At 56.1% G+C, this 11,245-nt stretch carries 11 protein-coding genes and 1 pseudogene; 8 read left to right on the top strand and 4 right to left on the bottom strand.

Annotation, left to right across the window (positions count from 1 at the left end; translation table 11 throughout):
* Positions 1–247: pseudogene (locus tag CIT26_RS26260) on the top strand (SLC13 family permease); the annotation flags it as partial.
* A gap of 509 nt (positions 248–756) precedes the next feature.
* Here CIT26_RS26260 and CIT26_RS26255 read toward each other — a convergent pair.
* The 3 genes from CIT26_RS26255 to CIT26_RS26240 all read right to left on the bottom strand — a co-directional run bounded on the left by CIT26_RS26255 (position 757) and on the right by CIT26_RS26240 (position 2,738).
* Positions 757–1,896, bottom strand: a complete 1,140-nt coding sequence (locus CIT26_RS26255; protein ID WP_245319569.1) for a helix-turn-helix domain-containing protein — start codon at positions 1,894–1,896, stop codon at positions 757–759.
* A 177-nt stretch (positions 1,897–2,073) separates the two neighbouring features.
* Positions 2,074–2,286 carry a hypothetical protein gene (locus CIT26_RS26245; protein WP_143747921.1) on the bottom strand — a complete coding sequence of 71 codons (213 nt, stop codon included), beginning with the start codon at positions 2,284–2,286 and terminating at the stop codon, positions 2,074–2,076.
* Positions 2,287–2,441: 155 nt separating this feature from the next.
* Positions 2,442–2,738 carry a hypothetical protein gene (locus tag CIT26_RS26240; protein WP_143747920.1) on the bottom strand — a complete coding sequence of 99 codons (297 nt, stop codon included), beginning with the start codon at positions 2,736–2,738 and terminating at the stop codon, positions 2,442–2,444.
* Positions 2,739–2,775: 37 nt separating this feature from the next.
* On the opposite strand from CIT26_RS26240, the gene CIT26_RS26235 reads away from it, so the two are divergent.
* The 7 genes from CIT26_RS26235 to CIT26_RS26205 all read left to right on the top strand — a co-directional run bounded on the left by CIT26_RS26235 (position 2,776) and on the right by CIT26_RS26205 (position 10,267).
* Positions 2,776–3,801 (top strand): UDP-glucuronic acid decarboxylase family protein, encoded by a 1,026-nt coding sequence (locus CIT26_RS26235; protein ID WP_095495270.1) that lies wholly within the window; start codon positions 2,776–2,778, stop codon positions 3,799–3,801.
* Positions 3,801–4,787 (top strand): UDP-glucose 4-epimerase GalE, encoded by a 987-nt coding sequence (galE, locus tag CIT26_RS26230; protein WP_095495269.1) that lies wholly within the window; start codon positions 3,801–3,803, stop codon positions 4,785–4,787. Before CIT26_RS26235 ends, galE begins: the two co-directional genes overlap by 1 nt.
* Entirely contained in the window at positions 4,784–6,628 is a 1,845-nt protein-coding gene (locus CIT26_RS26225) for a glycosyltransferase (RefSeq protein WP_095495268.1), read from the top strand. The genes galE and CIT26_RS26225 overlap by 4 nt, the downstream gene beginning before the upstream one ends.
* A gap of 14 nt (positions 6,629–6,642) precedes the next feature.
* Entirely contained in the window at positions 6,643–8,070 is a 1,428-nt protein-coding gene (locus CIT26_RS26220) for a UDP-glucose dehydrogenase family protein (protein ID WP_095495267.1), read from the top strand.
* Between the two features lie 34 nt (positions 8,071–8,104).
* A complete protein-coding gene (locus tag CIT26_RS26215) occupies positions 8,105–8,611 on the top strand; it encodes a DUF995 domain-containing protein (RefSeq protein WP_095495266.1) in 507 nt (168 codons plus the stop codon).
* A gap of 15 nt (positions 8,612–8,626) precedes the next feature.
* The gene (locus CIT26_RS26210) at positions 8,627–9,571 is read left to right on the top strand and encodes a glycoside hydrolase family 26 protein (RefSeq protein ID WP_095495265.1); all 945 of its coding nucleotides are present in this window, start codon (positions 8,627–8,629) and stop codon (positions 9,569–9,571) included.
* Between the two features lie 132 nt (positions 9,572–9,703).
* On the top strand, positions 9,704–10,267 hold the full coding sequence (locus tag CIT26_RS26205; RefSeq protein ID WP_095495264.1) for a DUF995 domain-containing protein: 564 nt from the start codon (positions 9,704–9,706) through the stop codon (positions 10,265–10,267).
* Positions 10,268–10,331: 64 nt separating this feature from the next.
* Here the strand turns inward: CIT26_RS26205 and CIT26_RS38555 are convergent, their stop codons facing one another.
* Entirely contained in the window at positions 10,332–10,649 is a 318-nt protein-coding gene (locus CIT26_RS38555) for an MlaD family protein (RefSeq protein WP_095495263.1), read from the bottom strand.
* Positions 10,650–11,245 lie beyond the last annotated feature (596 nt).

The raw sequence follows: 11,245 nt of genomic DNA, 5'->3' as shown, positions 1-11,245 counted from the left end.
GGTCATGGCGCCTATCGCCGCCGAGTTTGCTGGCGATCTCGGCTACAGGCCGGAAGCATTTCTGATGGCGGTCGCCATTGGTGCCGGCTGCGATTTTCTCACCCCGATCGGCCACCAGTGCAACACGCTCGTCATGGGACCGGGCGGCTACCGTTTCAGCGATTATCCACGTCTGGGACTGCCGCTATCGTTCCTCGTCGTCATTGTTGCTGTGCCGATGCTAATGATCGTATGGCCAATGAACTGATATGCGATGGACGGACCAATCCGGCTCGAACTTTCGCCGGCCGGCGAAAACTGTCGCACCACTAACGTGCTCAACTGTCGCACTATTAAACGGCTGCTACACATGTGTCCGGAACGGACCCAGTGAGCGATGGCTGGGGTTCCTGGATGCTTTTCGAACTTTTTGTCTCGCACCTCCAGCCGAATTGCGAGCGTTTGTGAAAGAGACCAGGATATCTGAACACGCTATGGGACAAGCTTGATTGACGCACTAGCTCTCTAGATCCCCTCAGCGGTTCACGACAGAGAGGTCCACTTGGGCTGTCGCGTTTGCCAGCTCTCGGGGTTCGAGCCGGAAGACCGCTACATCGCGAGGCTTACTATGGAAGAGGTGTTCTTCTACTATCGGCGACGTGCGGCTTATTCGAAAATTTTCCAATTATAGGGATAGAAGGTTGGTCGATTGCTTAGATGCCCGAAGTCGTCATCGAACGTCCTTAGTGTACATCTTATATATGCTCCTCGCCATCCTCAAAAGAGGCCGAGCGTTTGCAGCAGGCTTTCGAATGTGACCTTTGGTTTCTTACCTGTTTGCCTATCCGGGTACATGTAGTCTTCGGACGACTGCTTGCGTATGTTGCTCGGGCTATACCCGAACTGCTGCGTGAAAGCTCGACTGAAATTCGCCGCTGAATCAAAGCCGATTGCTAGACCAACTTCGGCGACCTTTCGGGTGTCGGAAGGATCCGCTAACATTGCATGAGCTGCGGATAGACGTCGTCGACGAATGTAATTCGCAACGCCGCCGGACGTTTCGAAAAGCTCATAGAGCCGTGTCCTCGAGGTCGCCAGTTCCCGGGCGAGAGCATCCGGTGTCAGGTCGGGCGAGGCAAGATTGCTCGAAATGAAGCGTCTCGCCCGCGTCATCAATCCGATTTGTGAGATCTGATCGTTGCCGTCATCACGATCCACCAAAGGTGTAACCGCGTCGAATACCATTTTCCGCAAACGGTCCTTGATTCTAGGAAGGTCGTCTTGCGTGAAGCGATCGAGATTGGCTTCAACGCTTGACATAAGATCGATCAGCAGTTTGGCCCGGTGTCCACCCAAAACGACGTTGTTGCTCGCCGCCGGCAAGCTACCTCCATCGGCAAACAGATCGACGGGAACGATCAGGCTGATCGACTCCGTTGCCAGCGCCCGCCCGCTAAACGGATGCCCGAGCGAGCGGATTTCAATCATGCCCGGTTCATTTTGCGCGACACGTCCGTCAACTCCGGTCCAGGTGCGACCGGCGCGGAGAACGGTGATCTGCCAATGGTCAATTGGACTGAACCGCACCGTATCTGGCGAGCGTTCGTAACTGAAGGCCGGAACGGTTTGTTGCAACAAAAGCATGCCGCCCAGATTCCACACCGCCTGCTGGACGACAAATCCATCCTCGGGATCCACATTGTTCGGCAGACGCGAATCCATCAATACCGCCATATGCTCCCGCCAGGCAGCAAACTGCTGGATTGGTGGAAGGATTTCCGTCTCAAAGCGCAACGACGTCAGGACGGCCTTCTCCACCTCATCCTCACCGAGTGGATCCTGCGACATGCGCGGCCAGCGGCGACGTTCGACAGATGTCGGCTCCCTGTCGTTAGGTGGGACCGTCTTATCCGACATCACTGCCTCCAGCCACGACCCGGAAGGCCGCGACGTCGCGCTGCTTCAGGAGATATGCCACCGTCATCGCCATGGGGAGGAACTGACCGACCGCATAGACAACATTCCGACCCTGCCAGCTTGTATGGAAAAACGACATGAAGGGGAAGCTTGCGATGGAAATGATAAGCGCCGCTCTCAAACCTCCTTCTTGCCGTAAAAATAGCGCGCGCCGATCCAGGTCAGGCAAAAGGAATAGATAATGATGGTATTGCCGATGGCGGCAGGCCAGAAGGCACCTTCATTACCCTGAATGGAAAGAACGATCCCTCCGATAAAGGTCAGAAATACTGAGGTGAGCCGAATCCGGGAAGGCACGAAATCACGACAGGTCACGGCAACCGCAGCCAAGATTACACAGACAGTCATGGAATTCAGTAATATAACGACGATAACGTCAGAAATCCATCTGCAGAAACCTCACGTCACCTCCGAAGTGTATTGTTTATAAGATAAACAAAATCATTAGATACATTTAAGGCTAACTGTTTGTAGAGTAGTTAAGTTTATCGCACCAAGTCAACAAAGCTAACCCTTAGCGGCTCGATCCTGAACCGGCCATGAATGGGTTTCTTGGCTCGCTTCGAGATAAAGACCTTTGGCAGCATCGCCGCTTCATCAGAATGATCGATGAAAAGGTTTCGGCCGGAGGCGATGGTGCGGTCGAGCGGGTCAGCTGCAAAAATGGACGCTTCGAAAAGTTTCCGGATTCCCTGATATCGCAACGTAGGAACCGGGGAGGTATTGGAAATCATCAGATTCACTACAGGAAGAAAACCTGAAGTCTCAGTGCATTTAGACATCTACATGTCTTCCTTTTGGCACTGATGGTTTTTATGAATGAGGGCTCCCGTGAGTATCGCATTTCAGTCTGCAAAGTTGCAATCTGATCTTTCCTCGCAACGGAGGGTACTTGTCGCAGGCGGGGCCGGCTTTCTCGGATCACATCTGTGCGAACGTCTTTTGCAAGACGGCCATTCTGTTATCTGCGTAGACAATTTTTCCACGGGGCGGCTAGAGAATTTGCGCCACCTCCTGAACTACGACACGTTCAGCTTTGTGCGCCACGATATCGTGGAACGGCTCGATCTGCCGGTCAACGAGATCTACAATCTCGCCTGCCCGGCTTCACCGCCGCACTATCAGGCCGACCCGGTCCATACGATGAAGACGAGCGTGATCGGGTCGCTCAATCTTCTGGAACTGGCAGCACATTACCAGGCGCGGATTTTCCAGGCTTCCACCTCGGAAGTCTACGGCGATCCCCATGTGCATCCGCAGCCCGAAAGCTATTGGGGCAATGTCAATTCCTTCGGTCCGCGCTCTTGTTATGACGAAGGAAAGCGCTCTGCCGAGACTCTGTTCTACGATTTTCATCAGCAATACGGCGTCGACATCCGTATCGTGCGCATCTTCAACACCTATGGCCCGCGCATGCGCCCGGATGACGGCCGGGTCGTTTCCAACTTCATCGTGCAGGCGCTCAAGGGCGAGGACATCACCGTTTACGGCGACGGGTCGCAGACCCGTTCCTTCTGTTACGTGGACGATCTGATCGAAGGCTTCTACCGGCTCATGTACAGCCCTCAGGCGATCCACACGCCTGTCAACATCGGCAATCCCGGCGAATTTACAGTCGGTGAGTTGGCCGAGCAGATCGTGGGAATGACCGGCTCGAGCTCCAAAGTCGTCTATCACCCGTTGCCCGTGGACGATCCGCGCCAGCGTCGGCCCGACATCACAGTGGCCCAGAGAGAACTTGGATGGGAGCCGACCGTGGCGTTGGCCGATGGGCTGAAGTCGACGATCGCTTATTTCGAACGGCAGTTGAGGAAGCCCTCCGGAAAGCTGGCGGAGGCCGCCTGATGTCCGGCAAGAACGTACTTGTCGTTGGTGGCGCCGGCTTTATCGGCAGCCATACAGCCAAGCTTTTGGCCAGGCAGAGTTATGATCCGATTGTCTACGACAATCTATCCACGGGTCACCGGTCAGCCGTCCGATGGGGCGCCTTCGTTGAAGGCAACATCCTTGACTCGGAGCGGTTGACCCACGTCATGGATGAGTATCGCCCTATCGGGGTGATCCATTTTGCTGCATCGGCCTATGTCGGCGAATCCGTAGAGAAACCGGCAAAATATTATCAGAACAACGTCAACGGGACCCAATCGCTGCTGGACGCCTGCCAGAGAAGCGGAACGCGCAATATCATCTTCTCGTCAAGCTGCGCCACCTATGGCATTCCGGATCGCTTGCCGATCCGCGAAGGCGAGAGCCAGCGCCCGATCAATCCTTATGGACGCACGAAGCTCATCGCGGAGCAAATGCTTGCCGATTATTCGGCTGCCTATGCGCTGCGCTACGTGGCGCTGCGTTATTTCAATGCGTCCGGCGCGGATATCGACGGGGAAATCGGCGAAACCCACGATCCAGAAACGCATCTCATTCCGCGAGCCATGATGGCCGCTGCAGGCAGGATCGATTTTCTCGAAGTCTATGGCCAGGATTACGATACGCCCGACGGCACCTGCATTCGCGACTATATTCATGTCGCGGATCTGGCGCGCGCGCATGTGCTGGCGCTCGAACATCTGATCAACTGCGGTGGCAATCTGGCCGTCAATCTTGGCAGCGGGCGTGGTACATCCATTAAGGAAATTCTCGAAGCGATCAGCCGGCTGACAGGTCGTAACGTGCCGGTCGAGATGCGCGCTCGTCGTGCGGGCGATCCTCCGGTGCTTTATGCCGATCCGGCGCTCGCTGCCGAAAAACTTGGCTTTCAGGCGCTCTATTCCGATCTCGATACGATAATTCGCACAGCGGCTCCCTTCTTCGGGCTCGAGGTGCGCTCATGAGAACGCCGCGCATCGCGCTGTCTGTTGACAGGGAAGAACCCCTGATGGTGCCGGTCTTCACCGGCCGAAAGCGCGTCGAGTACATTATGGGTGCGGTTTTGTGGGCGATGGCCGTCGCATTCTTCTGGCAATGGTGGGTTTTCGGAGCCACCCACACCAACATGGTCGGCTCAATTCTGGTGACGGCGCTTCTGGCGTGGATAACGCTTTTGCCAGTCTACTTCATCACCATTTTCTTCAATGCACGCCGGCCGCACGGACGGCTGCGTATTTCCGCAGGAAGTCGCGTGGCCATGGTGGTCACCAAGGCTCCATCAGAACCTTTTGAGGTGGTGGCCGAAACCTTGCGGGCCATGTTAGCCCAGAACGTGCCTCACGACACGTGGCTGGCCGATGAGGATCCATCGCCCGCAACGCTCGCATGGTGCCGCGAACATGGCGTATTCGTTTCCACCCGCAAAAGTCGCGCCGATTACCATCGCCAGTCCTGGCCTCGCCGCACACGCTGCAAGGAAGGCAACCTAGCTTTCTTCTACGATCATTATGGCTACGACCGATATGATTTTGTGTCGCAGCTCGATGCCGATCATGTTCCCGAACCGGACTACCTATATAACATGTTGCGGCCTTTTGCCGACCCGACAATCGGTTACGTTTCCGCGCCCAGCATTTGCGATCGCAATGCACATGAAAGCTGGTCCGCGCGTGGCCGCCTCTACATCGAAGCGAGCATGCATGGGTCACTGCAAGCCGGATACAATAATGGCTTCGCGCCCGTATGCATCGGATCGCACTATGCGGTGCGCACAGCGGCATTGAAGGAAATCGGTGGGCTGGGGCCAGAACTCGCCGAGGATCATTCCACAACGCTCTTCATGAATGCCCATGGCTGGCGAGGGGCTCACGCGCTTGATGCCATCGCCCATGGCGACGGCCCACGGACGTTTGTCGATCTTGTAACGCAGGAGTTCCAGTGGTCGCGGAGCCTGGTGACGATCCTGTTGCAATACTCACCAAAACTGATCGGACATTTGCCGCTGCGTTTGAAGGTTCAATTCCTATTTTCGCAGTTCTGGTACCCGCTTTACGCCTTCTTTCTTGCTCTGACATTCCTGTTGCCCGTGATCGTACTGATCCAGGGCGATAATTTCATCAACGTCACTTACCCAGAGTTTCTGCTCCATTTCATGCCGCAGTCGCTTATGATCCTGCTTCTGGCATTCTGGTGGCGGTCGAGTCGCACATTTCGGCCTATCGACGGCAAGATTTTTAGTTGGGAAGCGATGCTGTTTTTGCTGGCGCGCTGGCCGTGGGTTCTGGCTGGAACCTTTGCCGCGTTTCGTGACTGGATGACCGGATCCTTTGTTGATTTTCGCGTCACGCCAAAAGGCACGTCCGAAGTCGATCCGCTACCGTTTCGCGTGCTGGCGCCGTATGCCTTCGTGGTCCTGATCTCCATTCTGCCGGTCGTGTTCGTGCAGGATGCGTATCAAACGCGCGGCTTTTTCGTCTTCGCCATCATCAATGCATGCTTTTACTTGCTGCTGATTTTCATGATCTTGCTGCAGCATGGCAGGGAGAATGACGTGCGGATGAAAAGTCGCGCCTATCGCCCCGCGCTGGCAAGCAGTTTCATGGCCCTTTTGATGGTTACCAGCTTCGCCACGGTCGAGCGTGGACGCGACGGCATCGAGGCGCTCGCCTGGGGAACCAAAAGCTTTTCCCTGTTCGACGACAGCTTCTCAATTGCCGGGGCAGGCGTCGGTGGTCGCGCTGTTCACAAAACCATCTTCAATCCACGTTGGCGCACCAATGCTCCCAGCAATTCAAATCAGCGATAGAAGGCAATCAACACATGAAGATCGCGATCATTGGAACAGGCTATGTCGGTTTGGTCAGCGGCACATGCTTCGCGGCCTGGGGCCACCAAGTTGCATGCGTGGACAAGAACGCTCAGAAAATAGATGGCCTCGTACGCGGCATCGTACCGATTTACGAGCCCGGTCTGGATGGACTGGTGGAACGCAATTCAGCGGTAGGCCGGTTGAGCTTCACGTGCAACCTGGCTGAGGCGGTCAAGGGGGCATCGGTCGTTTTCATCGCGGTTGGGACGCCACCGCGAGCCGGTCATGGGGATGCTGATCTGTCGTTTGCCTATATGGCCGCGCGTGAACTTGCGCCGCTGATCGACGACGGCGCCGTGGTGGTGGTGAAGTCCACCGTTCCGGTGGGCACCGGCGATGCTGTTCAGAAGATCATTGGATCTGTACGTACGGCCGGACATTTCTCCGTTGCGTCTAATCCGGAATTCTTGCGCGAAGGCGTCGCCATCCGCGATTTTATGGAACCCGATCGTGTCGTGATCGGTGTTGAGGATGAGCGTGCGCGCAACGTTCTCATGGAACTCTACGATGCACCTCTCGAAGCACAAAAGACGCCGATCGTCGTCACCCAGCGCCGCACTTCCGAACTGATCAAATATGCTGCCAATGCATTCCTGGCGACCAAGATTACATTTATCAATGAATTGGCCGATCTTTGCGAGCAAGTCGGCAGCAATGTCGGAGAACTCGCGCTGGGCATGGGTCTCGACAAGCGCATCGGCACAAGCTTCCTCAATGCCGGCCCGGGCTACGGGGGCTCTTGTTTCCCGAAGGACACGATGGCTCTTCTGCGTACAGCGCAGGATTATGGGGTAGCGGTTCGGATCGTTGAGGAAACAGTGACCGCCAATGAAGCACGCAAGCGCCGCATGGCGCTGAAGGTGATGGACGCTCTGGGCGGCGACGTCGAAGGGCGGACGATCGCGGTTCTGGGTCTCACCTTCAAACCCGATACGGACGATATGCGCGATGCGCCCTCTGTTCCGCTTATCGAAACCTTGCAGCGTTTCGGCGCCAAGATCCGTGCCCATGATCCCGTGGGCATGGAGAATGCGGGTCACCTCCTGTCCGAAGTCGAATTTTTTGACGATCCCTATGCATGCGCGTGCAACGCCGAAGCTGTGGTCGTTATCACGGAATGGGACAGCATTCGAAAGCTCGATCTCGTGCGCCAGAAAAAGACCATGCGCCAGGCGGTCTTGATCGATCTCAGGAATGCCTTTGAACCACGCGTTGCGGAAAAGATTGGCTTCCGTGTTTCGGCCATCGGTCGCTCAGCTACGACCCAGCATGACAATACCCCGGCCGCGCTGCCTCATGCGACCGGACACGCCCATCGAGGACAAACGGCGGGCGCCGCTCATCTCGAGATGGCAGGAGGTTCCGGTGGCACTTTCTAAATCTGAAAGGGCTCTATTGCTGTCAGGTTTCCGGATGCTGACAGCAGTCGCTTGGGCAGTGTCCTGCATTGCTGCACCGGCCTTTGCCTCTTCCTCACAGGTTTCCGTTCTGCCGGACGGGGCACGTCGCATGACAGCAGGCGAAATCTACGATCTCTATAGAGACAAGAGCTGGCAGTGGGACAGCGGAGCCGGACGAATGGTGGGCGCGGACCGGCAATTTTCGGCATGGACCGACGGTGAGACGGGCAAATCCTGGGCGGAAGGCCGCTGGATCATCACCGAGACAGGTTGGATGTGTCTCAACGCGACATGGCATTCCGAACAGGGTGTATTTCTCGCCAAGACCTGCTTTTCGCATCGCATCGATAATGGAACGATCTATCAGAAGCGCGAGCCCGGTGGTGAGTGGTATGCGTTCCGTAACGCCGAGGTCCACCAAGACGACGAGGCCAGCAAGCTAGTGTCCACCGATCTGGTTTCCCGTCAACTCGATGCCATCAAAGCCGCGCTTGGTGCGGCACAGCAATCTGAACAGTAAGAAAGGGAGGGGGCCTTGAAAAGTCTCTTTAAACTATCAGCAGCCTTGCTTTGCAGCGCATGCATTTCCGGTGGTGTCTATGCAGCCAGCGGCGTGTCGGGAGCGAGTGTCGACAGCCGCAATCAGTTTCGGGACAAGCGTCCCATCATCACGGCTGACTCCGTAACCCCCGGCGCCTACGATCCGCACGCGGATTATACCAACGATTCCAACTCAAAAATCGAACACCTTTTTCTTCCCTGGGAAGATGTGGATCTGGCAACGCTCAGCGCCGCAGATGCCTATGCGCGTGAGCGTGGACGTTCCCTGTTGATCACGGTCGAGCCGTGGTCCTGGGCGCGGGACTGGCGTGTAGGTCCTGAGGATTTGCTCGCCGGGATTTTGGGCGGGCGCTACGATGCCAATATGTCAGCGGTCTGCTCTGCGGCGGCGCAGCTGAAAAGCCCCGTCACTATCCGCTGGGCGCAGGAAATGGAAGATAATGACGGGCAATTCACCTGGGCTTTCTGGAAGCCTGAAGGTTATGTGAACGCCTACAGGCATGTCATCGACATATGCCGCAAGCATCTTCCGTCGGCCCAATACATGTGGTCACCGAAGGGAGAAGAAGGACTGGAAGCCTTCTATCCTGGCGACAAGTATGTCGACATTATCGGTCTGTCCGTCTTTGGCTATCAGCCCTATGACAAGCTGGAGGTCGGTCGTGATACGACTTTTGTGGAGCGCACAAAGCCGGGTTATGACCGTGTGACGGGCTTCGGCAAACCAATCGCCATTGCGGAGCTTGGCTACGAAGGTAACGACGAATATGCTCGTGACTGGGCCGCGGAAGCAAACAAGCCGCATGCCGAGTTCCCGGACATGACAGCCGTTGTCTACTTCAACGATCGTGAAGTCTATCCATGGCCGAGAAATGTCGGCCGGCCCGATTGGCGCGTGGCCAACCATCCGCTGGACTGATCCAAGTCGTTCGACAGAGTGGTTCGGCTTTCACCAGATGGCCGAACCGCTCCATCCCTTTATTTCTATGCGGTTCCAACGCAGGACTCTTACGCAGTCTTACTGGAATTGCCTTGGTGGAGAGGAAGTAAAATGTTTTCGATCCGTTCGATTATCTCAAGTGCGGTGCTGTTTGTGTTCTTGCTTGCAGGCAATGCCTACGCCGCTCCCAAACAACCGGCGGGCGACGCTATAGAAAAACGCGCCGCTGCCGCGACGCCGATGAAGGCCTCAGCGGTTGAAAAGCTCTATGCCGGCCGCACCTGGAAATGGCAAAACGGCGGTGGGTTCTATTCTGCGGAGACAACTGCTCGCGGGCTGTTCTCTGCAAATAGGAAGCCGTTCGCCGCTTGGTCGCGCAAACGGGCAGCATGGTCCTATGCGGAGGGAAACTGGCATGCGACCAATGGGGGCAAGCTCTGCATGCGCGCTCTCTGGACCAGCAAAGTAGCGAAAGGGAGTCTGGCAAGAAGCGGTGCAATCACATGTTTCCTGCACCGTGAAAAACATGGCGTCGTTTATCAGAAGCCTTTCATCGGTGGGAAATGGTATGTCTTTCGTCACAATCCCGCTCGCCGGGACGATGAGGCGCGCAAACTGGTCAAAGGTAATCGGGTAAGCAAAGAAGTTTCGCATCTTAAGGCGAATTCTCGATAACCGCGCAAAAACGGAGCCGCCGCGGCTTCAGGCGCGGCGGCTTCTGTCAAAACCAGGTCCAACATTAAACGCCTGGCTGATTCGAGACCCTCCGAGTGTAGCAACGCGCTTTCTGACCAAAGCCGCTCGGAGTGCAGACATAGGTGTTGCTGTTCAAGTACCGGGATGCTGATATTTTAACGACCTTGCCGACGGGTTTCTTGTTGTAGCGAACATCGTTGTTAACTCGATATTTGACAAGGTAGACGGACCGTGTCTCTCCCTCTGGCTTACGCATTTCGCCTGCTTGCGCGTTTGCGCCGAGAGCCACGGAAACAGCAAGCCCGATCGCTGCAATCGCCACTCTTCTAAAACGGTTCCGATGTGCAGTAGAAAACGTCATGTGCTAGCCTCCAATCTTATTGTTCTGGAGTGCGTTGTACCCACAGGACTTTAGGTTCTGGTTTGAACTATCTTGATAATTTTAGACAAAATGTTGCATTCCTCATGCCTCAAGTGGGCGAATTGACCAAAATGAGGCCGGCGGCGCGTCCGCCGATGGATGCGAAATTCCACTTCGTCTTCTCGTTGCATCGCGGCGCGGGAGGTCGAAGAACTCTTGGTTTGCGGCAAAGTAAACGGACAGGTTCAAAGCTTGCAACAGACTTGAAGCAGGTTGTGTGCGTCAAGTTCTGCAAAAAGGGGCGGCCATGGCGCTGGTCATGCGGCTTGGCGTCGAGCGAGCTTGTTGTGCTCGCGCAGGTCGTCCATGTTGATGTAGCGGTTGGCCTCCATCCAGTTTTCGTTGGTCTCGACGGCCAGCGACGATACCCGAGATATTGCGCGAACTCGGCTGCCTGCCGCTGGCAGAAAGGGCTATCCTGCTTGGTAGCGTCCGTAAGGGTATCGTGCCGGTAACCTTGCTCTGGCTATGGTGGCGACTGCGTTTGGGCTGCTACCGGTCTCCGTTGCTTTCTTTGCGGCCGCGGTCGGGATGGT

It is taken from the genome of Mesorhizobium temperatum (assembly GCF_002284575.1).
GTDB classification, from domain to species: Bacteria; Pseudomonadota; Alphaproteobacteria; order Rhizobiales; family Rhizobiaceae; genus Mesorhizobium; species Mesorhizobium temperatum.
The sequence above is the reverse complement of the archived record's forward strand: the minus strand, read 5'-3'. Positions and strand labels throughout refer to the sequence as shown.

What these genes read in the sequence shown, in the direction of transcription:
- CIT26_RS26255 (WP_245319569.1), bottom strand. Translation starts at nt 1,896, where the DNA reads ATGTCGGATAAGACGGTCCCACCTAACGACAGGGAGCCGACATCTGTC.
- CIT26_RS26240 (WP_143747920.1), bottom strand. Translation starts at nt 2,738, where the DNA reads ATGTCTAAATGCACTGAGACTTCAGGTTTTCTTCCTGTAGTGAATCTG.
- CIT26_RS26235 (WP_095495270.1), top strand. Translation starts at nt 2,776, where the DNA reads ATGAGGGCTCCCGTGAGTATCGCATTTCAGTCTGCAAAGTTGCAATCT.
- galE (WP_095495269.1), top strand. Translation starts at nt 3,801, where the DNA reads ATGTCCGGCAAGAACGTACTTGTCGTTGGTGGCGCCGGCTTTATCGGC.
- CIT26_RS26225 (WP_095495268.1), top strand. Translation starts at nt 4,784, where the DNA reads ATGAGAACGCCGCGCATCGCGCTGTCTGTTGACAGGGAAGAACCCCTG.
- CIT26_RS26220 (WP_095495267.1), top strand. Translation starts at nt 6,643, where the DNA reads ATGAAGATCGCGATCATTGGAACAGGCTATGTCGGTTTGGTCAGCGGC.
- CIT26_RS26215 (WP_095495266.1), top strand. Translation starts at nt 8,105, where the DNA reads ATGCTGACAGCAGTCGCTTGGGCAGTGTCCTGCATTGCTGCACCGGCC.
- CIT26_RS26205 (WP_095495264.1), top strand. Translation starts at nt 9,704, where the DNA reads ATGTTTTCGATCCGTTCGATTATCTCAAGTGCGGTGCTGTTTGTGTTC.
- CIT26_RS38555 (WP_095495263.1), bottom strand. Translation starts at nt 10,649, where the DNA reads ATGACGTTTTCTACTGCACATCGGAACCGTTTTAGAAGAGTGGCGATT.